Consider the following 22,621-nt stretch of genomic DNA (forward strand, 5'->3'; position numbering starts at 1 on the left):
TCTTCCGCTCGGGTGTCTCGACGCCGCTGACGATGCCGGTCGACGGGTCGGCGCCCGAGGGCGCGGCATCCGCTCCGGTGGTCATCGCGATCGACGGCCCCGCCGGCAGCGGCAAGTCGAGCGTGTCGAAGGCGACGGCGGTGCGACTCGGCTACGGCTTCCTCGACACCGGCGCCGCCTACCGCGCCCTCGCGTGGCACGCGCTCCAGCACGGGGCCGACACCTCCGACGCCAGCGCCGTGCTCGATGTGTTCGGTGACTTCGACTACGCCATCTCACTCGACACGACCCACCGCTGGGTGCGCGTCGGCGACGTCGACGTGACCACGGCGATCCGGGAGCCCCGCGTCACCGACGCCGTCAGCGGCGTGGCGCGTGTCGCGCCGGTGCGCAAGGCGGTGAACGAGCTGTTCCGCCGGCTCGTGGCATCCGCCGCCGTGTCGGGTGTCGTCGTCGAGGGTCGCGACATCACCACGGTCGTGTTCCCCGACGCGCCCGTTCGCATCCTGCTGACCGCGGCCCCCGAGGTGCGGGCGGCGCGGCGCAGCGCCGAGCTGACCGATCAGGATGCCGCCAAGGTCGCCGCAGCGCTCCACCGCCGCGACGCCGCCGATTCCACGGTCGTCGACTTCCTCACCGCCGCCCCCGGCGTCGAGGTCGTCGATTCGACCCTCTTGAATTTCGAACAGACCGTCGACGCCGTGCTGAGCGTCGTCGACTCCACGATGGGAGCCCGCGATGGGCGTTGAAGACGAGTACGAAGGCGGGCCCGACCAGCTCGCCGAGAAGATGGAGCAGCTCGACGAGGTGCTCGCCGAACAGCGGGCCGAAGCGCTGCGCGCGGGGCTGGAGGACTTCGACCTCGATGAGGACGACGCCCAGCTGCTGGCGGGCCTCGCCTCGGGCGAGGGGGCGATCGAGTTCCTGCCGGCGCTGCCGGTGGTCGCGATCGTCGGCCGCCCGAACGTCGGCAAGTCGGCCCTGGTGAACCGCATCCTCGGTCGCCGCGAGGCCGTGGTGGAAGACACCCCGGGTGTCACCCGCGACCGCGTCACGTACAAGGCCGAGTGGCTCGACCGGCGTTTCTCACTGGTCGACACCGGCGGCTGGGAGCCCGATGCCCGCGGCATCGACCGCTCGGTGGCAGCGCAGGCCGAGGTCGCGATCGACCTCGCCGACATCGTGCTGTTCGTGGTGGATGCCACGGTGGGCGCGACCTCGACCGACGAGCACGTCGTCAAGCTGCTGCGCAAGAGCGGCAAGCCGGTGTTCCTCATCGCGAACAAGGTCGACGACGCCCGCCACGAGCCCGAGGCCGCAGCCCTGTGGAACCTCGGACTCGGTGAGCCGCACCCCGTCTCGGCGATCCACGGGCGCGGCGTCGCCGACCTGCTCGACGAGATCATGAAGGTGTTGCCCGAGGTCTCTGCGGTGGCGAAGTACGAGATCGGCGGCCCGCGCCGCGTGGCGATCCTCGGTCGTCCCAACGTCGGCAAGTCGTCGCTGCTGAACAAGGCGGCCGGCGAAGAGCGCGTCGTCGTGAACGAGCTCGCCGGTACCACCCGCGATCCCGTCGACGAGGTCGTCGAGCTAGGTGGCAAGCTCTGGACCCTGGTCGACACCGCCGGCATCCGTCGCCGCGTGCACCTGTCGCAGGGCGCCGACTTCTACGCGTCGCTGCGCACCTCGACGGCGCTGGAGAAGAGCGAGGTCGCGGTCGTCGTCATCGACGTGTCGCAGCCGATCAGCGTGCAGGACCTCAACATCATCGACCTCGTGCTCGAGTCGGGCCGTGCGCTCGTGCTGGCGTTCAACAAGTGGGACCGCCTGAACGACGACGACATGGAGAACCAGGACCGTCGCCGCTACCTCGAGCGCGAGATCGAGCAGGACCTGGCGCACGTCGCGTGGGCCCCGCGCGTGAACATCTCGGCGCGCACCGGTCGTCACCTCGACAAGCTCGTGCCCGCTCTGGAGACGGCGCTGGAATCGTGGGACACCCGCATCCCCACCGGCAAGTTCAACGCCTTCCTCTCGGAGCTCGTCGCCGAGCACCCGCACCCGCTCCGCGGCGGCAAGCAGCCCCGCATCCTGTTCGGCACGCAGGCGGCGACGCGTCCGCCGACGTTCGTGCTGTTCACGACCGGGTTCCTCGACCCGGGCTACCGCCGGTTCATCCAGCGGCGCCTGCGCGAGATCTACGGCTTCGACGGCAGCCCGATCGTGCTGAACATGCGCATCCGCGAGAAGCGCCAGCGCTGACCCGCGTCGCGAACGCCCCGGTTCCCCTTGCGGGGGTCGGGGCGTTCGTGCGTGAGTGCAAGGGTACGGGGCTGACGCCGCTACCCCGATACAGTCGGGCGACGGAGCCGACGCGGCATCCGGTACCTGCACGGGAGACACGTCATGACCCACGTCGCACCACCCCTCGACCAGCCGTATTACGGCGCGCCTCTCGGAGCGGCCGTCCGCCGCTTCTTCGCGAAGTACGCCACGTTCCGCGGTCGTGCCAGTCGCAGCGAGTACTGGTGGTGGGTGCTGGTGGGTTCCGTCGTCGGCGCGGTGCTGAACGCGCTGCCGACGCTGACCGACGGGGTGCGCCTCGAGGCCGACGGATCGATGACGATCACCGGCCCCCTCGGCGTCATCCTCACCTTCGTGTGGGTCATCTGGGCCGTGGCGACCTTCATCCCGACATTGGCGGTGCTCGTGCGTCGCCTGCACGACACCGGCCGCAGCGGCTTCTGGGTGTTCCTTGCGCTCGTGCCCGTGATCGGCGTGCTTGTGCTCGTGGTCTTCACCGTGCTCGGCCCGCGACCCGAGGGCGCGCGTTTCGATTGACGGGTGGTGCCGGCGCGCCGTGGGGGAGCGCGAGCGGCGTCGGACGCGTTCGATGATCACGCCGGTCGCGTGACGCGGGGACGCTCCTCTTGCACAGGCGTGATCGAGCCGCCGCCGCGGTGCGAAGTGCCGGCCGGCGGTGCCGGGTGCGCGCGGGTGTGCGAGGCTGAGAGCGATGACCATCGAGCCTCCCGCCGCGCACGAACCGCGGCGTCCGCACGGGCCCCGCGATCCCGGCGACGCCTGGGTCGTCGCGCCCACCGGTGAGAAGTACTGGGGTCGTTTCGGTGCCGCGGGGCTGCTGGCCCTCGACGCCGAGCGGGGCGTGCTGCTGCAGCACCGCGTGTCGTGGAGTCACTTCGGCGACACCTGGGCCCTGCCCGGCGGTGCCCGACACGAGGGCGAGTCGGCGCGCGACGGCGCGCTGCGCGAATCGGGCGAAGAGGCCGGTGTACCCGAGGATGCCGTGCAGGCACGCTTCGAGAGCGTGCTCGATCTCGGCATCTGGTCGTACACGACCCTCGTCGCCGACGTCACCGCGCCGTTCGAGCCCGTGATCAGCGACCCCGAGAGCGTGGCGCTGGCCTGGGTGCCCGTCGACGAGGTCGATGCGCTGCCCCTTCACCCGGGTTTCGCCTCCGCCTGGCCGGCCCTGCGTGCCGCCCTCGACGTGCGTCCCGCCATCGTCGTCGACGTGGCGAACGTCGTGGGTTCGGTTCCCGACGGCTGGTGGAAGGATCGCGCGGGTGCCGCCGGGCGTCTGCTCACCCGCCTCTCGGCTCTGGCCGAGGGGGGAGTGGATGCCACTGAGCTGGGGCTTCCCGCGACGCGATGGTTCCCGTTCGTCGGTGCCGTCCTCGAGGGTGAGGCGCGCGCCGCCGACGTCGACCACGATTTCGTGGCGGTGTGGCGGGCGTCGGGTTCCGGCGACGATCAGATCGTCGCGGTGACCGAGAAGCTGGCAGCAGCGTGGGACCCGCTCATCGTCGTGACCAGCGACCGCGGTCTCGCGGCGAGGGTCGAGGCTCTCGGCGCATCGGTGCGCGGCTCGGGATGGTTGCGCGACCTCCTCGGCTGAGGGAACCTGTGCCCGCGAGGTCTCGCCGACAGTGCGTTATGGCGCGTGAGCGAACAGTCCGGTGAGCAGGTCGCGGAAATGCTCCGGCGTGACGGCGATCGGTCCGGAATACACGTGGTCGAAGCCCGCGATGGAGTAGACCAGGATCGCGAGGAACGTCGAGATCAGTCCGCTCATCAGCAGGTGGATCCGTAGGTCTTTCACCTCGATCAGGGCGAGCAGCACGGCGTTGAGGACCGCGCCGACACCGATGACGATCCACAGCATCCACGGCAGCGACAGGTGCGTCAGCGAGATGCGCTCGCGCCGATCGGTGACGAACGTGTTGAAGGCGCCGATGGCTTGGGACTTCGCGACCACATCCGAGTCGTTCGCGGGCTGGAACTCAGCGATGGCCCGCTGAACCTCGGTGACGTACTCGTCGGTCGCCTCGGGGGCGATCCGCTGTTCCTGCAGGGGCCAGTCCTCAGTGATGACGGCGTTCGTGTACGCGACGAGCGCGCTCTTGAGATCGGATGCCGCGGGCTCGCTCATGAAGCCCGCGTCGCGGTAGAGGACGGCGACGGAGGAAGACTCCTGGACCACGACGCTGTTGACGAGGGCGAAATTCCCATACGCCCCGGCCGCGATGAGGCCGAGCGTGACCCCGTAGATGATGCCGTAGGCCCCGACCGCGTAGCTCAGGATCCGGTCCCATTCGCCCCGCCCCGCCGATGCCTTCTGCACCCATCCACGCAGGAGCAGGACAAGCAGGCTCGACACCCCGACGACGGCGAGGACGAAGAGGGGGAGTCCCACCCAGACCGGAAGATCGAAGAACGACGGCATCGGCTTCCTTCCGGAGGGTGTACGAAATCATCGCAGATCCGCCGCTCGCGGGGGATGCTGTTCGCGCCCTCCGGCGCCGTCTAATCGCCGTCGCGCCCGCGGAGCTTCTCGATCTCGCGACGGTCGCGTTTCGTGGGGCGACCGGCACCCCGGTCGCGGACCGGTACGAATGGCATGCTCTCCTTCGACGGGGGCGGGGGAGTGCGGTCGTCGACGGACTCGGCCACGAGGGCGGCGCCGACCCGCTTCGCGATCGTCTTCTTCACGACGAGGATCCGGTCGAACCCCTGGACGCGCACGCGCAACTCGTCGCCCGGCCGCACGGGTTGAGCGGCCTTCGCGCGTTCGCCGTTGACGCGCACGTGTCCGGCGCGGCACGCGGTGGTCGCGGCCGAGCGGGTCTTGTAGACGCGGATCGCCCACAGCCACGCGTCGACGCGTGCGGTGGTGCTGGCATCCGTCATGTGTGGGGTCCCCGTTCGGCGAACCTCCATCGTAAGACGGCGGGTCAGTCGCCGAGCGTCAGCGCCACGAGAGCGCGGTCGGGCTTGGGTCGGTCGACGACGGTGAACCCCGCCGCCTCGAAGACGGGCAGGACGCCGCGGAACAGTTGGTTCGACGATTTCTTCGCCGCGGCGGGGTCGAGCGGATACCCCTCGATCACACGGGCGCCCCCCTCGCGGGCGACGGCGACGGCGGCCTCGAGGAGTCGGGCGGTCAGGCCCTTCCTGCGGTGCTCGGTGCGGACGACGAAGCACGACACGGCCCACACGTCGTCGGCGTCCAGCGGTTCTTCGGTGGATGCCGTGACGTCGCGGGTGCGCACGAGTCGGGGCTGCGTCGTGCGCGGTCCGACGCGCACCCAGCCGGCCGGCTCGCCGTCGACGTAGGCGATCAGGCCGGGTGGGCGATCCCCGGCGAGCTCGGTGCGGAACATCTCGGTGCGATCGTCGACGGACGCCTCCTTCCGCGGGGCGTTCGGCAGGATCCACCACTGACACTGGCACTCGGGGCCGTCACCGCTGTCGAGGGCGACCTCCGCGTCGTCGAATCGGTCACCGGTGGCGGGCAGGATCTCGATCGTCATGTCCGCGACCGTACCGAGGGGCTCCGACATCGGCAATGCTCTGCCCCGCCTGCCCTCGTCGAACCCGCACACGCCCGGGGCGCCGCTGGTTCGCGAGACGCGCGCGGAGCGGCTAAGATAGACGAGTTGCCCGCTCGCGGGTAACGGGATGTGGCGCAGCTTGGTAGCGCACTTGACTGGGGGTCAAGGGGTCGCAGGTTCAAATCCTGTCATCCCGACAGATAGGGCTGTTGGCAATACGGATTGCAAAACAGGCTGACGAAGTCGGAGAACACTAACGGCCCCTGCGGGTTCGCAGGGGCCATTAGTGTTCTCGCCGTCGGTCGCTGGATTCTCGAGGTCCGCTGCGGTGGGAAACGGTGCTCGCGGGGTCTCTTTGGGTAGAGGGACGGTTTTGGGGCGCGACGAGCGGCGACCGGAGCAAACAGCTTCACGGGAGGCGGATGCGCGTCCCTCCCAACCAGGCCGATAGATCAACGTCGCGCATTCTGCGGACGATGGTGTTGTGAGTGGGATGTCGCCACCTGTCGATAAGGGACCCCGACCACACATCTCTCCCGCGAAATGGGCACGTGGGTTGTCAACGAGCTGAGACGATGCCCACCGCGGCGTCACTTCAATGCCCTCTGGGGGTCAGATGACGTCGAACGAAGTATCGACGTCGTACATACCGGGGGAAGCCGTAGAGCAGTCGGTGGCTTCTTCGCCATTCTCGGTGCCGACGCCCACCTCCACGATGTCGACTGTGATGAAGATGACGGATGCGATGGTGGCGAAGATGCTGACGCGCCGGCCCGCATCCAGGGGGATCTCGACAAAGTCGCCCCCGGATCGTGCGGCGTCTCTGATGGCGGCTTTCAGCACGTCGACGTGCTCCATGGAAGCGAGAGGATAGGTCACGTCAGCGACCGTAAGGAACGCCCGCTGGATGGTGTGTGACATGGCGGGGACGGTAGCCCCGACTCTGCCTCGCGCGTACCCCGCTTGCGCTTAGGTCGCACGTGTGTTCGCCGAAGACGACAGGGCAAGCTGTCTCGCACAGAGCACCGACAGAGTGGCGTCGTGCCGCTATCCCGAGTGTGAGTCAACTGTCAGACGTTGGGGACTTCCTTGAACACCATTTCCTCGCGCTGACCGTGGGCGATGGGTGACTGCGGCTCCGGCACCAGGTAGAGCCCGCGACCCGAGTTGGCGGTGTCGGTGAGGGCATGCAGCCACGACGGGTTCAGCTGCGGGGTGCGTCCTCCGCTGAATTTGAAGACGATGCTGGAATGAGCGTGCAGGTAGACGCTGGTACGCCCGCCGCCGGTGCTCAGGTCGTCTTTCCATGAGAATGAGAACGACTCGCCGCGGCGCAGCTTCGCCATGATCACCGCCTGCAAATGCGCAAGGGCACGATCTTCGAAGTCGGCCTTGGTGTCCTTCTCGTAGATGAACTTCCCCACAATGCCACTCTCCTCTGTGCCCCTCGGTAGTGAGTCTCGATGAGAACTTAGCGCCTCCCCCCTGTCGGCTGAGCAGGATTGCGGGGGTGGGTGAACCGGGTCCGCACTTCCAGTGAGCGAGTTCTTTCACTCGTTTCACCGCAGATGACCACTAGGCGGTGCCAGGAGAAACGATGCTCGATCGACGGCCAAGGCCGGGGGAGATGGGCCGGCGCCGGCGGGAGAGTATCCGGCATGGCCGAAGATCGCGAGGGGGCCGCGCAAAGGAGGGTTTGCGCCACACACTTCGGAGACCATCCCCCTTTGGAGGCGACATGTATTTTCACCTGCAGGAGTTCATCAACGAAATCGCTCAAGACGAGCCCGACCCCGCCGCGGCCAACGCGTTACAGGAGGGATTGGGCGGACAGTTCGGCGAGATGCGCACGATGATGCAGTACTTGTTCCAAAGCATCAACTTCCGTGGCCCATCCGGCAAGGCGTACAAGGACCTCATCCAGGGCATCGGCACCGAGGAGATCAGCCATGTTGAGCTCATCGGCACCACGATCTCCCGGCTCCTCGACGGTTCACCCGCCTACCAGGGCAAGCCCACCGATCCAGTGGATCAGCCCGGCGCCGGTGGCGCGACGCCGCTGAGCATCGCCGTGGACCACAGCAACATCCACCACTACCTGGTCGGCGCACAGGGCGCGCTGCCCGTCGACGCAGCGGGCAACCCCTGGTCGGGAAGCTACGTCTACAACTCCGGCAACCTGGTCCTCGACCTGCTGTACAACCTCATGCTCGAATCCACCGGGCGCCTGCAGAAGTGCCGCCTATACGAGATGACCGACAACAAGATGGCCCGCAGCACCATCTCCTACCTCATCGTTCGAGACCAGGCCCATGAGAACGCGTACGCGAAAGCACTCGAGACGCTAGGCGTCAACTGGCGCACCTCGCTGCCGATCCCGAAGACGAACGCCGAACAGTTCCCCGAGGTGAAGCGTCTCGTCGATCTGGGTCTGCAGAGCAAGCAGTACTCGTTCGACCTCGGCAACCAGTCAGAGGCGGGCAAGATCTTCCAAGGCGCCTCGCCCTCGAACGACGGCACGCAGCTGGACGCCAGCGAGCAGGCCCCCGTCGGAACGCCGATCACAGTGGCGCCCGAACGCCCGGAGGAGTTCTCGCCCGGCGCCGACGCCCAGCTGCGGGAGCTGATCGAAGCGACTGCCGCGATGGAGATGGCTGACATCGACGCCACCTTCGGCCGCATGAAGTAGAGCTCGCCACCCGTAGCGCCGTACCTCTGTGAGCTGGGGTGCGGCGCTGCGTGGAAGCGGGTGGTCGGATACGCAGCGCGAGCACGCAACCGTCACACCCGTCTCGTTCACTGGCCGCCTGCGGAGGGAACGGGATACGTGTCGGCGCCCGCTGAGGGCGAGCGCTCTCATAGGAACGCCCAAGGTTCAGTGAGGGGCCCGTTTGGGTGGCACCTCCACCATCGTGGACATGCACGCAGGCTTCCTCTCCCGCTTCCACCGCTCCGACGTCGACACCCCCGTCCACCGGGCCCGCCCTCTCACCGCACTCGCCGCCGGCGCCGTTTTGCTGTCGGTGACCCTCACCGGCTGCGCGGGGGCCACGGCATCCGTCGAACCGACCGCCACCGCGACGACCTCGGTCACGCAGGAGGTGACGGCGACGACCACCGCCGCCACGACGACCGACACCGACGGCACCTCGGCCACGACGACCGCCGAGACCATCACCGACACCGCCGCCGCCGCCGAGGCGTTCCTCGCGACGCTGAGCGACGAGCAGCGCGACGCCGTGCTCTACGCCTTCGACGACGAGACCAAGACCACGTCCTGGTCAAACTTCCCCGTCACCTTCGTCCAGCGCGCAGGGCTGAACCTCGCCGACCTGGCCGACGAGCAAAAGACCGCGGCCCTCGCGGTGCTCGAGTCGCTGCTCAGCGACGAGGCCCACGCGACGGTCGTGGGCATCATGAACGGCGACCAGTACCTCGCCGATTACTCCAGCTCGGGCGATGCCGGCGTGCTCGGGCAGTACTACATCGCGTTCTTCGGTGACCCCTCCGACACCTCGTCCTGGGAAGTGCAGTTCGGCGGTCACCACCTCGGCATCAACGCCACCCTCGACGGATCGACGGATGCCATCACCTTCGCCCCCACACACCTCGGGGTGCAGCCGGCGGTCTACACCGACGACAGCGGCACCGAGATTCAGCCCTTCGACGGTATCTACACCGCCGCCTTCGCGTTCTACAACAGCCTCACCGCCGAGCAACAGGCCACCCTCACCTCGGGAGACGTGTCGATGTGCGCCCCCGGCGACACGTGCGACTTCTCCGCCGGCGCAGGCCTCACGGGCGCTGACCTGACCGACTCGCAGAAGCAGCTACTGCTGGAGCTGATGGCCAATTGGGTCGGCATGGCCGACGAGCAGACCACCGCTGATGCTCTCGCGAAGATCGAGGCGACGTTGGACACCACCGTCATCGCGTGGTCGGGGGAGACCACCTACGACATGACCACCGGCGACGGCATCAACTTCTCGATCTCGGGGCCGAACGTCTATATCGCCTTCCAGGCACAGCAAGGCTCGGCCGGCGCTGACGTCGCCGGCGTCACCACCTCGGGCTGGGGCCACGTGCACACCATCTACCGCGACCCTTCCAACGACTACGCCAGCAGCGTCGAGCAGCAGGCGTCGACCGGCATGGGCGGAGGCCCCGGCGGCGGTGGCGCCTGAGCATGAAGCTCACCACATGCGGACGGCCGGCTCACCAGAAGAGCCCGCCGTTCTCATAGGCGCGCGTCGCTCGCGATGTCGTTCAGATCACCAACGGCACGCCTTGACAGCGGGTCGGACCGCAGGTGGATCGAGCAGGACTGGGCGGACGTCGTCCCGAGCCCGTTCGTCCGCACCGCCGGAGTTCCTGTTCGTTTGCTCCCACGGCCCCGTCTAGAGACACTACCTCGGGCTCTGGCGCAGGTCCTGGCGCCGCTTGCGTCTCCTCCGCGACAGGAATGCTCCCCGCCGGTGCGGACTCCTCCTCGGCGGGAGCGGCGCGGCTAGCGAGCATCAGCCCACCAATCAAAGCCAGGCTTGCGGCGGTACCGCGACCACACGAAGGCCTCAGCGGGGCTCGCCGACGCGACCACGACAGGGACCCGCTTCCTCGCCCGGTGAGACGGGGATTGTGCGGGCTCGTGCCCGTCTCTGTCCGCTGGTGTCTGAACCGGTGAGGTCATCAAGGAGTCGCAGGTTCAAATCCTGTCATCCCGACCAATTGATTGTTACTCAAACCATTGGACAAGCAGTCCCTCTGGTTGGTCGACGAAGAGGAGCCTTTCGCGGAAACGCGGGAGGCTCTTTCGTTTGTGAAACTGGCGCTCGCTTGCCACTCGTGGAGCGCTTCGTTGACGTCGGTGCGGACAGGACGGATGTGTATGCCGTCGTCTTCGACGAACACGGTGAGGCGCTTGAAAAACGCGGCCAGAATGTCGTGGCGAGTACTCCGCGCCAGGCTGGTGTAGAGGTCACCGGGGTTATCGAGGAGGTCTACGTATGCGAGGACGCGTTCGGCGCCCGATCGGAGGTGCGTCTCCGTCTTAGCCAGCCGCTCTTTGATGGAGGCCTTCTGAAGGGTGATCTCATTCAACCTGCCGCGCAGTTTGTCACTAGGCATCGTGCCGTCGGCGGCGAGGTCGATAAGTCGATCCTCCTGCGCTTCCAGCGTGGTCAGCTGCTTCCGCAGACCGTCCTTTAATTCCCTGTCGGCGGCTTGCAGCGTCTCCATCGCTGCGGTGACCTCACGTCTGATGGTGTCCACGGATTCCGTGTGGAAACGTTCGGCGGCGACGGCGCGGGTGACGGCTGCTTCGATGTCGTCGAGCCGCATGGTGCCGATGGTGCAGTTGCCGCGTTGTTTGGCGGCGCATAGGTAGTACTCGTAAGTGCCGCCGTTGCCGACATTCTGACTGTAAACGAGACGGCTGGTCCGGCCTTCTGACTCGCATTGTCCGCAGGCGAGCATGCCCTTCAGGTAGTGAAAGTGGGTGATATCCCGGTCGCCCTTGCGGTTGCGGCGATCGAGGATCTTCTGGACGGCCAGGAAAGTGGTTTTGTCGATGATGGCTTGGTGGCGTCCTGCGTAGAGGGCACCTTTGAAGCGGATGGTGCCGGCGTAAAACGGGTCGCGGAGGATCTTCGCGAGCAGCCGCTGCTGCATCTCGGCGAGGGTGGGGTGACCGTCGGCGCTGATCCGCCGCCGGGCGGGGACCCGCGGATCGCGCTCCTCCCACAGCCGACGGTGAAAAAAAGCGTCCTCCGGGGTCCAGCGCCGAAGACGCAGACGTTCCGACTGCATGCCGTGCATGGCGGTGATGTGCGTCAGCGCGCACTCACGGCGTGGGCGCGTACTCCGGACACAGATGGATGCCGGAGATCACGACGACCGCGCTGGCTTCGGGCTCCGAGATCGCGCCGCCCTTCATCGAGTCGAAGACCTCTTTCGGGGTGAGGCCGTTGTCGAACGCCTTGCAGACCGCCCGGCCGAGGTCGATCCACAGGCCCGCGTTGGAGAGGTCGGTCTGCGGCAGCTGTTTGCGCAAGGCCGTGTAATACGCGGTCTCCTGCGCGAAGGCCTCCTCGGCCGCGGAGCTCGTCGCCGTCGGGGTGGCGGAGCGCGACGGCGCGACGGGGAGCGCGCCGCACCCCGACAACATCCCTGCCGCCAGGATGGCGGCCGCCAAGGCGCCGATCTTCCTCATGCCGCGAGCGTAGGCGAACCCCTGCGCGCAGGCGAGGGGTGTCATCCCCCTGCGTCGCGGCGGGGCCCGAGAGTAGCGTCGGTCGGGAACAGGGGAGGGGTACGAGATGAGCAGCACCATCACCATCGATCTGGAGGGGAGAACCGCGGTCGTCACCGGGTCCACGCAGGGGATCGGTCTGGCGATCGCGCGACGCCTCCGCGAAGCCGGGGCTGACGTCGTCGTGAACGGTCGCACGGCCGCACGCGTCGACCACGCCGTGTCGATCCTCGGCGAGGGAGTGCGCGGGGTCGCCGCCGACGTCACCACCGCCGAGGGCGCCGAACAGCTCGTACGCGAGGTCGGACGCGTCGACGTGCTCGTCAACAACCTCGGGATCTTCGGTTCCACCCCGGCGCTCGACATCGACGACGACGAGTGGCATCGCTTCCTCGACACGAACGTCGTGTCGGCTGCACGCCTCATCAGACTCACCCTGCCGGGCATGATGGAGCGCCGATGGGGGCGGGTGCTCAACATCGCAAGCGACTCGGCCGTCGTCATCCCGGAGGAGATGATCCACTACGGCGCGTCCAAGAGCGCGCTGCTGGCGGTGTCGCGCGGGTTCGCGAAGGCGGCGGCCGGCACCGGCGTCACGGTCAATTCGGTGATCGCCGGTCCCACGCACACGGAGGGCGTCGAGGATTTCGTCTACGAACTCGTCGATCGAGACCTGCCGTGGGACGAGGCGCAGCGGGAGTTCATGAGGACGGCCCGGCCGCAGTCGCTCCTCCACCGACTCATCGAGCCGGAGGAGATCGCGAACATGGTGACCTACCTGGCGTCACCGCTCGCCTCGGCCACCACCGGTGGCGCCCTGCGCGTCGACGGAGGTTACGTCGACAGCATCCTGCCCTGAGACCTCCCCACGCCCCGGATGCCGCGGGTCGCGGCTCCGACCGGCCGGGCGGGCGCGGGTCCCGGCCGAGGCGGCACGCCCCCGCGCCGCATCAGGGCAAGAACGCCTCCACGGCCGCCACCCGCTCCGCCGGCGTCCCCGTGATCTCGCGCACGAGCACGTGACCGGCGACCAGGTCGGGGTCGTCGATCAGCTCGAGCAGCACGTCATTCGTCGTCTCGCGCAGAGCGATGTGTTCGTCGTCGGAGACGGGGATCGCATCACGCGTGGTGAGGGGCAGCACGACCAGCACGTCGACGGTCCGCATCGCCGCCACGATCAGAGCGGTCGCGTGATCTCTCACCTGCTCGTCCAGCTCGCCCCCCGACAGCTCGGCCCACGCGAGGAGGTAGGCCAAGAAGTCGAGGGGACCGCGCTCGGCGATCAGGTCACTCGCGGTCTCGACGATCAACCGGTCGGCCGACAGGCGCAGTTGCGCCGCGAACATCGCGGCCGAGGGCGAGTCGGATGCCTCGTCGAGGAGCTCGAACGGATCGGGGAGCACCTCGAACTCCGGATGCCGCAGCCTGAGGTCCGCGATTAACGTGCTCTTGCCGCTGGCATGGGTTCCGGAGACGACGATGCGCACGCCGCGACACTACCCGCGGCTCGCACCGAGAGCAGGGTCAGCACACCGAGCCTCGGCGCGCCCCGGTGCTCCAGCCGCGGCGACGCGGCGAAGTCGAACGTGAGGCTCAGCCCGCCCGTCAGCACTCCGGTCGAAGCGACGCGATGAAGTCGAGCTTGTCGAGAACCGGGTCCGGGATGACGAACGGGTACAGATCCGCCTTGCCCATCGACCGGTTGACCATGTTGAGCGCGGTCGACAACGGCATCCACGTGTCCGTCACGAACGCGCGGAACGTGGGGGAGTCCTCGGGGCCGGACGTGCGCGCCAGGCCGTAGATGTGGGCGGTTTCAATCGTGTCGGTCATGTGGAGGAAGTGCGCCCAGGTCTCGGCGAAGTCCTCGTAGGGGTGCATGGTCGCGTAGGTCGAGATGTAGCGCTCCCACCAGTTCGCGGGCGGCCCCTCCGAGTAGTGGCGGTCGATCTCGGCCTGATAGTCGGCGGTCTCGTCACCGAACAGACGTCGGGACTCGGCGATGCGGTCGGTGTCCTCGACGAGACGCCACTGCATGTAATGGCCCACCTCGTGGCGGAAGTGTCCGAGCATGGTGCGGTACGGCTCGCCGAGCTGCTCCTGCACGCGCACGCGATACGCGTCGTCGCTCTCGGCGAGGTCCATCGTGATGACCCCGTCGGCGTGGCCGATCGTGACGTTCTCGGCCACGCTCGACAGCAGGTCGAAACAGAGGCCGTGCTGCGGGTCTTCATGCTTGCCGACGACGGGGAACCCGAGGCGGTCGAGGTCGACGAGCAACCAGCGCTTTGCGCGCTCGGCCACCGGGTACTGCGAGAGCCCCTCGGCATCCGCGTCGTTCGGCCGCACCCGTGTCAGATCGCACGCCGCGCACTGACCGCCTTCGAACCGCGCGAGCCACGTGCACCCCGACAGGTTCAGGTTGCGGCAGACGTGCCAGACGAGCCCCGCGGCATCCACGTAGCGTCCCGAGCCGTCGACCGGGACGATGTCGGCCTCTTCCCGGGAGTAGCCCAGCCCCGTGCCGCAGGAGAGGCAGACGGAGTTCTCGAAATACAGGGCATTGCCGCACACGCGGCATCGGAAGGCTTTCACGTGTCGAGACTGTCACGCTCTCGGCGGAGCGACCGGGTGGTTGCGTGTCGGGCCCTCATCGCGGCGAGGACTCGTTCAGCAGCGAGACCTCGCGAACGTCGAAGAGTCCGCGACGGGCGCGCACCATCGACACGCCTCGGCCGCGGAGGTCTTCGGCCAGTTCCACGGTCAACGGGCCTTCGAGCGACTTCCGCCACCCGTCCTGCAGCGTGTAGACGTGCGTCACGGTTCGGGGTCGGGACATGAGCACCTCCGATCGGAATCTAGCCAAAACAATGTCGTGCCTCGCGGAATGTTCCTGGAGCGTCACGTGCCGGGTGCTCGGCCGTAACGAAGGCGTTCGTAGCTCCCGTCGCGCGTCACGGGACCGTTCACCGCGTGCGACGATCGCCGATCCCTCGCCGGATAATGGCGGGATGACCACGGCCCGCATCATCCTGTTGTTCGCGCTCGCCGCCGTCGCCGAGATCGGCGGCGCGTGGTTGATCTGGCAGGCGGTGCGCGAGAATCGCGGGTGGTGGCTGGCACTGCTCGGCATCCTGGCCCTCGGTGCATACGGGTTCATCGCCGCCTTGCAGCCCGACGCGCACTTCGGGCGCGTGCTCGCCGCCTACGGAGGGGTGTTCGTCGCGGGGTCGCTGGCGTGGGGGATCGTCGTCGACGGCTTCCGTCCGACCATGTGGGACTACATCGGGTCGGCGGTCGCGCTCGTGGGAGCGGGGATCATCATGCTCGCCCCGTCAACGCCTGCGGTCGACTGAGCCGCGGGCGTACGCTGGCGAGCATGACCAACGTGCCCGGAGACGTGAACCGGCTGCGTGCCGTGATCGCGAAGATCGACTCCGACAACCCGCTCAAGGTGCCCTTCAGCTACAACCAAGGGCACGTCAGTCCTCGCCTCGACCGGCTCGAGGCGAAGCTGTCGTACATGGCGGACTACATCGCGTATCTCGAGCAGCGGATCGAAAGCCTAGAGGCTCAAGTAGTTAGCTAGGCGAGATATTAGGCAGTGTCAAGTGCACTGCCCTCCGCCGTTTCCTGCGCCACACTCATCGAATGAAGAATGAGAATGCGCCCCACGAGGGCATCGCCGACGATTTCGCCGCCATCGAGACCGAGCGTCCGTTCGGGTCGTACTTGTCGGTGATCAACGGGGGAGCGTAAATCGCCCCGGACCTCTGTGCGAGGTCCACCACGACAGGGCCGGACGCCGAAAGGCTCCGGCCCTTCGTCGTGCCGGGTCGGACTCCCGCGCGTCCGTGCTCCTCGCAAGGCGCCGCCCGACGCGACGGCTCCGTCTGCAGCATCGTGTTCGCCCGCGTGCCCGCCCTAGCATGGGAGATCCGCCCACGCGACGAGATGAGACCCATGCCCGAGCTCAGCAAAGACACCACCCTCTGCATCTCCCTGTCGGGTCGCCCGTCGAACATCGGCACGCGTTTCCACAACTTCCTCTACGCCGAACTCGGCATCGACTTCGTCTACAAGGCGTTCACCACCACCGACATCGCGGCGGCGATCGGGGGCGTGCGGGCCCTCGGCATCCGTGGCTGTTCGGTGTCGATGCCCTTCAAAGAGGCGGTGATCCCCCTCGTCGACCGCATCGAGCCGTCCGCCGCGGCGATCGGCTCCATCAACACGATCGTCAACGACGACGGAGTGCTGACCGCGTCGAACACCGACTACGAAGCCATCGCGAGCCTCATCGAGAGCCACCGCCTCGACCCCGCGGCATCCGTCCTCGTGCGCGGCTCGGGGGGAATGGCCAAGGCCGTCGTCGCCGCCTTCCACGGCGCGGGCTTCACCGACCTCACGGTCGTGGCGCGGAACTCCGCGGCGGGCACGGCGCTCGCCGAGACGTACGGCGCGAGCTGGGTCGCCGACGACCCGCAGCCCGGCGCCCGCATCATCGTCAACGTCACCCCGCTCGGGATGGACGGGGCGGATGCCGATGCCCTCTCCTTCTCGTCGGAGCACATCGCCGCGGCCGAGACGGTGTTCGACGTCGTGGCGTTCCCGGCGGAGACGCCGCTCATCCGTGCCGCGCGCGACGCGGGCAAAGCGGTGATCACGGGTGCCGAGGTGATCGCCCTTCAGGCCGCCGGCCAGTTCGCGCGGTACACCGGCGTCACCCCCACCCTCGACCAGGTTCGGCGGGCGTCAGCGCACTCGCGCGCCTGAGCGCGGCGGCCCGCTGCGATGGACGTCGGGGCTCACTCGCGTGGGGGCCCGCTGCGACGGGGTCGGGGAGTGCACGGGCGGCGACACTGCGCATCCGGGCGGCCGGAGTGCTGTGGCGCGGTTATCTCCCCGCGTGTCACTCCACCGTCTTGTCGGCGCCGCGCGGGCGTCACTCCACCGTCTTGTCGGCGCCGCGCGCGCGGATCTCCTCCAGGTCGAGGCCCGCGAGGATCTTGCGCGCGACCAGGTCATCGATGGTGCCCTCTCGGCGCAGGCGCAGCAGCACCTCGCGCTTGCGATCCAGGATCGCCAGACGCAGCCGCTGCGCCTCTTTGTGGCGGAGGAGCGGGGAGCGCTGGGTGACGTCGATGTCGTCGCTGACGGCGAGCATCTCGAACGGCCCCGTCATGGGCCTCGCCGCACCCGCGCCCGCGTCGGCGGTGGAGTCGATGACCCGGCCGTCGGTGGGCGGTCGCGAGACCGCGCCCGAAGAGGGTTCGCGATCGTCGTCGTTGGAGGCGCCCGGCGGGATCGGTCCCATGGCCGATGGTGACTCGTCGTCGAGCGACGCGTCGAGTTCGGCGAGGTCGCGTTCCTCCGCCGCGCGCTGGCGGGCGACGGCCCGGGCGTTCGCGAGTTCCAGTCGCTCATAGCCCTCGCGGCGCGCACGGTCGCGCACCCGGTCGCTGACCCCGTGCTCGACGGCCAGCTCGTCGAGGGCGGCCAGCGCCGCGCCCGAGATCGCGCGCTCGGCCAGCTCGTACTCCTCGATCGCCGCGTCGTCGCTCGGCAGCTTCGCCCACCGGATCACGACGGGCAGCAGGGGCCCCTGCACCAGCAGGGTCAGGACGATGACGCCCGCGGTGACGAAGACGATGGCATCCCTCCCCGGAACGGGATCGCCGGCGGCCGTCACGGTCGGCACCGACAGTGCGATCGCGAGCGACACGGCCCCGCGGAAGCCCGAGACCGTGCTCACCACCCGCGAGCGGTGCCGGAGCGAGCGCGACGCCGCCGCCGGGGGACGCGAGAACGGCGAGAACAGCCACTGGAAGAGGTAGCGCACGATGAACAGCGCGATCCACGCCGCCAGAGTGATGAGGAGCAGGATGCCGATCTCGGACGGCGAGATCTCGTGCAGCACGAGCTGCACCTCGAGCCCGATCAGCACGAAGAGCGCACCGTTGAGCAGGTAGACGCCGAAGGGCCAGGTGGCATCCGCCGCTCGGCGACTGATCGCGGTGGTGATGCGCGGCGACACCCACGCGACGATGAGACCGGCGAAGACGACGGCGAGCACCCCCGACGCCTCGATGATCTCGGCGATGAGGAACGCCACGAACGGCACGAGCACCAGGGTGAGGTTGATGGTGAGGGTGGATTGCATGCGCCGCAGTGCGAAGAAGGCGAGGGCGGCGACGGCGATGCCGGCGGCGGCTCCTCCGAGGTACGACAGCAGCACCATTCCGGTGATCTGCAGCGGCGTGATCTGATCGCCCAGCAGCAGCGCCACGGCGATGGCGTAGAGCACGAGAGCCGTGCCGTCGTTGGTGAGGCTCTCGGCCTTCAGCTTCATGAAGGTCTTCGCCGGGAGCAGTCGGCCGAGGGCGGCGACCGCGGTCGCGTCGGGCGGGGCGACGGCGGCGCCCAGCACGAGAGCGGCCTCCCACGGCACACCCATCCAGGTGGCGACGCCGGCGACGGCGAAGGCGGACGCCACGACCAGCAGTGTGCTCATCGGGATGATGTAGCGGAGCGACCTGCGCACCGAGCGCAGCGACGTCGTCCACGCCTCGCGGAACAGCATCACCGGGAGGAACAGCAGCAGCACCGTCTCGGGCGGGAGCTCGATCTGTCGCAGCTCGGGGATGAACCCGAGGGCGAGGCCGATGACGAGCAGCACGAGGGGCGTCGCCACTCTGAGTCGCGGCGCCAGCACCGTGCCCACGAGCATGGAGAGGCCCAATAGAACCGTGATCTCGAGTCCCTGCATGCGTCCCGCCTTTCGCCGTGCCCCTGACCTCAGCGTAGAGAGGGCGGCGGACATTCCCGAGGCTCAGCGCGACTCTCGACGCACGATCGTCAGCGCGACGAGACCCGCCGCCACGTAGAGCGCGCCCTGCACCTGCAGGGAGGCGTCGAACGCCGTCCCCGACCCCACGAATCCTCCGATCAGCGTGCCCACCGCCTGCAATGCCGTCAGCGCCGCGAACAGCAGGCTCGTCACCCGTCCGCGGTGGGTCGCGGGCGTCTCCCGGTCGACGATCGTGAGCATCGCCGTCATCGCGACGAGCCCGGGTGCGCCGACGAGTGCGAACAGCACCACGTACACGGGAAAGGATGTCGTCAGGGCGGGAAGGTTCCAGATCGTCAATGTCAGCGCCCCGAACCCGAGGATGGAGCCCGCGGCCAGCCGCCACGGCGCGACACGCCCGACCACGCCCATCAGGCCCAGCCCCGCGACCAACGCGCCCACCGCCTGAATGCCGCGGAGGATCCCCACCTCGGTGTCGCCGCCGCCGAGCGAGCGCTGCACGAAGAGCACGAACAGGATCGTGAAGAGCCCCTGCGCGAGCGACATCAGCATCGCCACGACCATCAACCGGCGAAGCACGCGGTCGGCGGCGACGATGGCCAGACCCGATCCGAGTTCGGCGAAGAAGGTGGCGCGGGGCGGGGCGCCGGCGGCATCCCTCTCCCGCGTGTGCGGGGTCGCGAGGTCGGCGAGCGGGGGAGTCTCGGCATCCGTTCGCCTTCTCGCTCGCACGAAGAGAACCGCGCATGCCACGGCGTATGCTGCGGCGGTCGCGACGACCACCGCGTCCACGCCGCCGAGACCGAGCACCAGACCACCGAGGGGTGCGCCGACGAGACGGGCGAGGCCCGATCCGACCCCGAGCAGTTGATTGACCGGGGCGACGTGCGCGGGGGGAACGAGGCCCGCCGCCACGCTCGGACGGGCCGGTTCGATGATCGCGCCGAGGACGGACTGCACGATGGCGACGAGATAGACGATCCACAGGTCGTCGACGCCGTCGACGAAGAGCAGGGGGAGCACCGCGACGACCTGCACCGCGGCCGTGCCGCCCATGAGATGCCAGGGGTCGGCGCGGTCGATGAGGAGTCCCGCCAGGGGAGCGGCGGCGACGGAGAGCACCGCCTGCAGCACGAACACGATCGAGGTGATGAGGGGGGATCCCGTGACGCCCAACACGAACAGCGGGAGCGCGACCAGCAGCATCCAGTCGGCCGTCTCGGCGATGGCTCCGCCCGAAACGAGACGGATCACCCCGGGGTAGCGCCAGGTTCCGGCCGTCATGTCGAGCCGCCGAGGAACCGGGGGTCCACGACGCCGCGGATCGAGACCGAGGCGACCGCGCCGTCCGCCGGAGCCGGAGATCTGGTCGCGCGGATGTAGGGGCGGATGACCTCGTCGATGCGGGCGCCGATCGTGGCGAGTTCATCGGCGGTGACCAAGACGGCGTAGTCGCTGATGACGGCCGCCTCGCGCCAGGCGGCGGGGAGGGTGCTCTCGTGTCGGAGGAAGTCGGCGAAGCGCGCGTCGGTGTCGGCGAACCACGCCGAGCGCACGGCGGCGCGCGCGAGGTCATCGCCGGGACCACCACCCGCGTCGAGGTCGATCCCGGTGATCGTCGCCTGCCACGGGCGCTTGCGGGCATCGCCGGCGTCGGCGTCGGCGCGTTCGACGAGCCCGAACTTCGCCAACTCCCGCAGGTGCCAGGAGCAATTGGATGCCGTGAGCCCGACGGCCGCGGCGCACTGCGTGGCGGTCTGCGCACCGACCGTGAGCAGGTGGGAGAGGATCGCGAGGCGAGACGGTACGGCCAGCGCCGCGAGCATGTCGGACGTGGGGACGATGCGGCGCTCCGGCAGATCTGAAGTCACGACTTCATAATAGTGGGCGTCCTCTCTGTCCGATATAGCCCGCCCAGGCCCGGCCCAGTCGTTCCAGCCCGCCCTCGAGCACCGTCGGAGCCGGGGTGACGGGGATGCGGATGTGGTCGTCGGCATCGAAGTCCGCGGCGAACTGCGCGGAGCCCGCGACCGAGACGCCGAAGCCCGCCGCGTGTCGCGCGAACGCCCCCGCCGAGCCCGACGGGATGCGCGCCCACAGGCACAGGCCGCCGCGCGGCGGACGGAACCGCCAGTCGGGCAGGTGCGTCGACAGGAGTCTTCCGGCGACGACGGCGGCCCCGCGGTGCACCGTGGCGAGATCCCTGCGGAGCGCGGGTGCCTCGGCGAGGAGGTCGAGTGCGAGCAGCTGCGCGGGCACGCTGGTCGACAGGTCGCTGCTCTGGCGGAGTCCCCGGAGGCGCCGGACGAGCACCGGATCCGCGCGCAACCAGCCCACCCGCAGACCCTCCCACGCCCACTTCGACAGCGATTCGACCACGACGATCGGCGCGTCGGGGCGGAGCGCCGCGAGCGAGGGCGGGGTGACCCCGTCGAACGATGCGTGGGCGAGCACGCGATCCTCCACCACCGTGACACCGTGCTCGGCGGACAGCTCGGCGATGCGCCGACGTATCGGAGGGGTGGTCTGCACGCCGGTCGGGTTGTGGTTGTGCGGGTTCAGGGCGATGAGCACGGGACGGCGCACCACGATCGCCGCCTCGAGCGCCTCGACGTCGATGCCGGAGGGGGTGAGGCGGATGCCGTGCACGAGCCCGCCGCGCCGCCGCACGGCATCCGTGAGTCCGGGCCAGGCCACTTCTTCGGTGAGCACCGTGTCGCCGGGGGAGACGAGCTCGTCGACGAGCAGGCTGAGCGCCTGCTGCGCGCCGTGCGTGACGAGGATCTGCGCCGAGGTCGTCGGCGTGCCGTCGGTGGTCATCGCGGCGGCGATCGCCGCGCGCAGGTCCGCGAGGCCGGCGGGGTCGGCCTCGACCGTGGTGGCGTTCAGCACGGGCCGGTGGCGCTGCACGATGTCGACGGCCCGCGGCGAGATCGCCGGCACGGCCCGCAGCAGGTCGATGCTGGAGGGGAGGGTGGCGTACAACGCCTCCCCGCGCCCGGCGGCGTGGCGTGCGGCGGTCGGGGCGGCACCGGCGATGCGTGTTCCGCTTCCCTGGCGCCGGTCCAGGATGCCGTCGTCGTAGAGGCGTGCGTACGCGCTGACGACTGTTCCCCGCGAGACGGCGACGGTGGCGGCGAGCGTGCGCTCCGAGGGCAGGCGGTCGCCGCCGCGCAGTTCGCCCTCGCGGACGAGGCGCGCGATGCCGTCGGCGAGGCCGGCCGCGAGCGTGGTGTCGGCGCTGGCCCATCTGCCCAGGCGCTCGGCCAGGCGTTCGGCCGACACGGTGGCCGTGCGATGGTCCACCAGGGCGGAAGTGGCTCTGTCGACGAGGGTCATAGCCCCCGATTCTGGGCCAATGAACGATCTCATCGCGGACGAAGCCCTCATTCTCGGTCCAGTGAGTCCTGATTGGACCATTGCCGAGATGCTCTCGTGGATCGGTGCGGACGACGCGCGATGCCACGACGAGCGACTGGTGGGGGCCCTGGACGCCGTCTGCCGTGCGCTCGACCCCGGTGCCGTGCCCCTGACCGGGCGCGTGGTGGCACTCGTGCGTCAGCTCGCGATGCAGGTTTCGGTGCGGCCCGGGTCGGGGGAGCGGACCGTGGGCGAGGTGGTCGGTGTGCGTTGGCGATCGGCGCGGGATGCCGACGTGCTGGTGGGCGTGTGATGAGCGGCGGGGTCGCCGCGGGGTACGGAATCGAC

Annotated in this window: 25 protein-coding genes and 1 tRNA gene; 12 read left to right on the top strand and 14 right to left on the bottom strand. The window is 69.0% G+C overall.

Annotated features, from left to right (window positions below):
• Positions 1-32 precede the first annotated feature (32 nt).
• The 4 genes from cmk (at position 33) to QRO03_RS12860 (ending at position 3,919) form a co-directional block, all read left to right on the top strand.
• A complete protein-coding gene (cmk, locus tag QRO03_RS12845; protein ID WP_285138027.1) occupies positions 33-749 on the top strand; it encodes a (d)CMP kinase in 717 nt (238 codons plus the stop codon).
• Complete coding sequence (der, locus tag QRO03_RS12850) at positions 739-2,262, top strand: ribosome biogenesis GTPase Der (protein WP_285137886.1); 1,524 nt, start codon at positions 739-741, stop codon at positions 2,260-2,262. The genes cmk and der overlap by 11 nt, the downstream gene beginning before the upstream one ends.
• Before the next feature lie 144 nt (positions 2,263-2,406).
• Positions 2,407-2,841, top strand: coding sequence for a DUF805 domain-containing protein (locus QRO03_RS12855; RefSeq protein WP_285137887.1), 435 nt, complete (start codon positions 2,407-2,409; stop codon positions 2,839-2,841).
• 175 nt (positions 2,842-3,016) lie between these two features.
• Complete coding sequence (locus tag QRO03_RS12860) at positions 3,017-3,919, top strand: NUDIX domain-containing protein (protein ID WP_285137888.1); 903 nt, start codon at positions 3,017-3,019, stop codon at positions 3,917-3,919.
• A gap of 36 nt (positions 3,920-3,955) precedes the next feature.
• On the opposite strand, the gene QRO03_RS12865 is transcribed toward QRO03_RS12860, so the two are convergent.
• The 3 genes from QRO03_RS12865 to QRO03_RS12875 all read right to left on the bottom strand — a co-directional run bounded on the left by QRO03_RS12865 (position 3,956) and on the right by QRO03_RS12875 (position 5,834).
• Positions 3,956-4,747, bottom strand: a complete 792-nt coding sequence (locus tag QRO03_RS12865) for a bestrophin-like domain (protein ID WP_285137889.1) — start codon at positions 4,745-4,747, stop codon at positions 3,956-3,958.
• An 80-nt stretch (positions 4,748-4,827) separates the two neighbouring features.
• Positions 4,828-5,211, bottom strand: coding sequence for an RNA-binding S4 domain-containing protein (locus QRO03_RS12870; protein ID WP_285137890.1), 384 nt, complete (start codon positions 5,209-5,211; stop codon positions 4,828-4,830).
• 44 nt (positions 5,212-5,255) lie between these two features.
• Positions 5,256-5,834 (bottom strand): GNAT family N-acetyltransferase, encoded by a 579-nt coding sequence (locus QRO03_RS12875; protein WP_285137891.1) that lies wholly within the window; start codon positions 5,832-5,834, stop codon positions 5,256-5,258.
• 144 nt (positions 5,835-5,978) lie between these two features.
• Here QRO03_RS12875 and QRO03_RS12880 point away from each other — a divergent pair.
• Positions 5,979-6,052, top strand: a tRNA-Pro gene (locus QRO03_RS12880).
• Between the two features lie 415 nt (positions 6,053-6,467).
• On the opposite strand, the gene QRO03_RS12885 is transcribed toward QRO03_RS12880, so the two are convergent.
• Both QRO03_RS12885 and QRO03_RS12890 read right to left on the bottom strand, forming a co-directional pair.
• The gene (locus tag QRO03_RS12885) at positions 6,468-6,776 is read right to left on the bottom strand and encodes a hypothetical protein (RefSeq protein WP_285137892.1); all 309 of its coding nucleotides are present in this window, start codon (positions 6,774-6,776) and stop codon (positions 6,468-6,470) included.
• 149 nt (positions 6,777-6,925) lie between these two features.
• The gene (locus tag QRO03_RS12890) at positions 6,926-7,279 is read right to left on the bottom strand and encodes a DUF7882 family protein (RefSeq protein ID WP_285137893.1); all 354 of its coding nucleotides are present in this window, start codon (positions 7,277-7,279) and stop codon (positions 6,926-6,928) included.
• A 314-nt stretch (positions 7,280-7,593) separates the two neighbouring features.
• Here QRO03_RS12890 and QRO03_RS12895 point away from each other — a divergent pair, with 314 nt between their 5' ends.
• Positions 7,594-8,544: a manganese catalase family protein gene (locus tag QRO03_RS12895; RefSeq protein ID WP_285137894.1), complete on the top strand. Its 951-nt coding sequence runs from the start codon at positions 7,594-7,596 to the stop codon at positions 8,542-8,544.
• 229 nt (positions 8,545-8,773) lie between these two features.
• Positions 8,774-10,039: a DUF3500 domain-containing protein gene (locus QRO03_RS12900; RefSeq protein ID WP_285137895.1), complete on the top strand. Its 1,266-nt coding sequence runs from the start codon at positions 8,774-8,776 to the stop codon at positions 10,037-10,039.
• Positions 10,040-10,541: 502 nt separating this feature from the next.
• Here QRO03_RS12900 and QRO03_RS12905 read toward each other — a convergent pair.
• Positions 10,542-11,669 (bottom strand): recombinase zinc beta ribbon domain-containing protein, encoded by a 1,128-nt coding sequence (locus QRO03_RS12905; protein ID WP_285137896.1) that lies wholly within the window; start codon positions 11,667-11,669, stop codon positions 10,542-10,544.
• 25 nt (positions 11,670-11,694) lie between these two features.
• A complete protein-coding gene (locus QRO03_RS12910; RefSeq protein WP_285137897.1) occupies positions 11,695-12,063 on the bottom strand; it encodes a DUF732 domain-containing protein in 369 nt (122 codons plus the stop codon).
• Between the two features lie 106 nt (positions 12,064-12,169).
• On the opposite strand from QRO03_RS12910, the gene QRO03_RS12915 reads away from it, so the two are divergent.
• On the top strand, positions 12,170-12,961 hold the full coding sequence (locus QRO03_RS12915) for an SDR family NAD(P)-dependent oxidoreductase (protein WP_502883043.1): 792 nt from the start codon (positions 12,170-12,172) through the stop codon (positions 12,959-12,961).
• A gap of 91 nt (positions 12,962-13,052) precedes the next feature.
• Here QRO03_RS12915 and QRO03_RS12920 read toward each other — a convergent pair whose 3' ends face one another.
• The 3 genes from QRO03_RS12920 to QRO03_RS12930 form a co-directional block, all read right to left on the bottom strand.
• A complete protein-coding gene (locus QRO03_RS12920; protein ID WP_285137898.1) occupies positions 13,053-13,589 on the bottom strand; it encodes a DEAD/DEAH box helicase family protein in 537 nt (178 codons plus the stop codon).
• Positions 13,590-13,707: 118 nt separating this feature from the next.
• Positions 13,708-14,697: a zinc-binding metallopeptidase family protein gene (locus tag QRO03_RS12925; RefSeq protein ID WP_285137899.1), complete on the bottom strand. Its 990-nt coding sequence runs from the start codon at positions 14,695-14,697 to the stop codon at positions 13,708-13,710.
• Between the two features lie 55 nt (positions 14,698-14,752).
• Positions 14,753-14,941 (bottom strand): alternative tryptophan synthase beta-subunit, encoded by a 189-nt coding sequence (locus QRO03_RS12930; protein WP_285137900.1) that lies wholly within the window; start codon positions 14,939-14,941, stop codon positions 14,753-14,755.
• 172 nt (positions 14,942-15,113) lie between these two features.
• Between QRO03_RS12930 and QRO03_RS12935 the strand changes: the two genes are divergently transcribed.
• From QRO03_RS12935 to QRO03_RS12945, 3 genes are all read left to right on the top strand, one after another.
• Complete coding sequence (locus tag QRO03_RS12935) at positions 15,114-15,458, top strand: YnfA family protein (protein WP_285137901.1); 345 nt, start codon at positions 15,114-15,116, stop codon at positions 15,456-15,458.
• Between the two features lie 23 nt (positions 15,459-15,481).
• Positions 15,482-15,691 carry a hypothetical protein gene (locus QRO03_RS12940; protein ID WP_285137902.1) on the top strand — a complete coding sequence of 70 codons (210 nt, stop codon included), beginning with the start codon at positions 15,482-15,484 and terminating at the stop codon, positions 15,689-15,691.
• 374 nt (positions 15,692-16,065) lie between these two features.
• Positions 16,066-16,878, top strand: a complete 813-nt coding sequence (locus QRO03_RS12945; protein WP_285137903.1) for a shikimate 5-dehydrogenase — start codon at positions 16,066-16,068, stop codon at positions 16,876-16,878.
• A 169-nt stretch (positions 16,879-17,047) separates the two neighbouring features.
• Here the strand turns inward: QRO03_RS12945 and QRO03_RS12950 are convergent, their stop codons facing one another.
• The 4 genes from QRO03_RS12950 to QRO03_RS12965 form a co-directional block, all read right to left on the bottom strand.
• Positions 17,048-18,871, bottom strand: coding sequence for a Na+/H+ antiporter (locus tag QRO03_RS12950; protein ID WP_285137904.1), 1,824 nt, complete (start codon positions 18,869-18,871; stop codon positions 17,048-17,050).
• A 63-nt stretch (positions 18,872-18,934) separates the two neighbouring features.
• The gene (locus tag QRO03_RS12955) at positions 18,935-20,197 is read right to left on the bottom strand and encodes an MFS transporter (RefSeq protein WP_285137905.1); all 1,263 of its coding nucleotides are present in this window, start codon (positions 20,195-20,197) and stop codon (positions 18,935-18,937) included.
• Positions 20,194-20,784: a helix-turn-helix domain-containing protein gene (locus QRO03_RS12960; RefSeq protein ID WP_285137906.1), complete on the bottom strand. Its 591-nt coding sequence runs from the start codon at positions 20,782-20,784 to the stop codon at positions 20,194-20,196. Before QRO03_RS12960 ends, QRO03_RS12955 begins: the two co-directional genes overlap by 4 nt.
• A gap of 4 nt (positions 20,785-20,788) precedes the next feature.
• Complete coding sequence (locus tag QRO03_RS12965) at positions 20,789-22,252, bottom strand: aminotransferase-like domain-containing protein (protein ID WP_285137907.1); 1,464 nt, start codon at positions 22,250-22,252, stop codon at positions 20,789-20,791.
• A 19-nt stretch (positions 22,253-22,271) separates the two neighbouring features.
• Here QRO03_RS12965 and QRO03_RS12970 point away from each other — a divergent pair, with 19 nt between their 5' ends.
• Positions 22,272-22,586 carry a hypothetical protein gene (locus QRO03_RS12970; protein ID WP_285137908.1) on the top strand — a complete coding sequence of 105 codons (315 nt, stop codon included), beginning with the start codon at positions 22,272-22,274 and terminating at the stop codon, positions 22,584-22,586.
• The last annotated feature ends 35 nt before the right edge of the window (positions 22,587-22,621 follow it).

Source organism: Microbacterium sp. lyk4-40-TSB-66 (assembly GCF_030209475.1).
GTDB lineage: Bacteria > Actinomycetota > Actinomycetes > Actinomycetales > Microbacteriaceae > Microbacterium.

What these genes read in the sequence shown, in the direction of transcription:
- cmk (WP_285138027.1), top strand. Translation starts at nt 33, where the DNA reads ATGCCGGTCGACGGGTCGGCGCCCGAGGGCGCGGCATCCGCTCCGGTG.
- QRO03_RS12950 (WP_285137904.1), bottom strand. Translation starts at nt 18,871, where the DNA reads ATGCAGGGACTCGAGATCACGGTTCTATTGGGCCTCTCCATGCTCGTG.
- QRO03_RS12970 (WP_285137908.1), top strand. Translation starts at nt 22,272, where the DNA reads ATGAACGATCTCATCGCGGACGAAGCCCTCATTCTCGGTCCAGTGAGT.
- QRO03_RS12930 (WP_285137900.1), bottom strand. Translation starts at nt 14,941, where the DNA reads ATGTCCCGACCCCGAACCGTGACGCACGTCTACACGCTGCAGGACGGG.
- QRO03_RS12905 (WP_285137896.1), bottom strand. Translation starts at nt 11,669, where the DNA reads ATGCACGGCATGCAGTCGGAACGTCTGCGTCTTCGGCGCTGGACCCCG.
- QRO03_RS12885 (WP_285137892.1), bottom strand. Translation starts at nt 6,776, where the DNA reads ATGTCACACACCATCCAGCGGGCGTTCCTTACGGTCGCTGACGTGACC.
- QRO03_RS12945 (WP_285137903.1), top strand. Translation starts at nt 16,066, where the DNA reads ATGCCCGAGCTCAGCAAAGACACCACCCTCTGCATCTCCCTGTCGGGT.
- QRO03_RS12940 (WP_285137902.1), top strand. Translation starts at nt 15,482, where the DNA reads ATGACCAACGTGCCCGGAGACGTGAACCGGCTGCGTGCCGTGATCGCG.
- QRO03_RS12870 (WP_285137890.1), bottom strand. Translation starts at nt 5,211, where the DNA reads ATGACGGATGCCAGCACCACCGCACGCGTCGACGCGTGGCTGTGGGCG.
- QRO03_RS12900 (WP_285137895.1), top strand. Translation starts at nt 8,774, where the DNA reads ATGCACGCAGGCTTCCTCTCCCGCTTCCACCGCTCCGACGTCGACACC.
- QRO03_RS12875 (WP_285137891.1), bottom strand. Translation starts at nt 5,834, where the DNA reads ATGACGATCGAGATCCTGCCCGCCACCGGTGACCGATTCGACGACGCG.
- QRO03_RS12910 (WP_285137897.1), bottom strand. Translation starts at nt 12,063, where the DNA reads ATGAGGAAGATCGGCGCCTTGGCGGCCGCCATCCTGGCGGCAGGGATG.
- QRO03_RS12895 (WP_285137894.1), top strand. Translation starts at nt 7,594, where the DNA reads ATGTATTTTCACCTGCAGGAGTTCATCAACGAAATCGCTCAAGACGAG.
- QRO03_RS12860 (WP_285137888.1), top strand. Translation starts at nt 3,017, where the DNA reads ATGACCATCGAGCCTCCCGCCGCGCACGAACCGCGGCGTCCGCACGGG.
- QRO03_RS12855 (WP_285137887.1), top strand. Translation starts at nt 2,407, where the DNA reads ATGACCCACGTCGCACCACCCCTCGACCAGCCGTATTACGGCGCGCCT.
- der (WP_285137886.1), top strand. Translation starts at nt 739, where the DNA reads ATGGGCGTTGAAGACGAGTACGAAGGCGGGCCCGACCAGCTCGCCGAG.
- QRO03_RS12865 (WP_285137889.1), bottom strand. Translation starts at nt 4,747, where the DNA reads ATGCCGTCGTTCTTCGATCTTCCGGTCTGGGTGGGACTCCCCCTCTTC.
- QRO03_RS12915 (WP_502883043.1), top strand. Translation starts at nt 12,170, where the DNA reads ATGAGCAGCACCATCACCATCGATCTGGAGGGGAGAACCGCGGTCGTC.
- QRO03_RS12955 (WP_285137905.1), bottom strand. Translation starts at nt 20,197, where the DNA reads ATGACGGCCGGAACCTGGCGCTACCCCGGGGTGATCCGTCTCGTTTCG.
- QRO03_RS12935 (WP_285137901.1), top strand. Translation starts at nt 15,114, where the DNA reads ATGACCACGGCCCGCATCATCCTGTTGTTCGCGCTCGCCGCCGTCGCC.
- QRO03_RS12965 (WP_285137907.1), bottom strand. Translation starts at nt 22,252, where the DNA reads ATGACCCTCGTCGACAGAGCCACTTCCGCCCTGGTGGACCATCGCACG.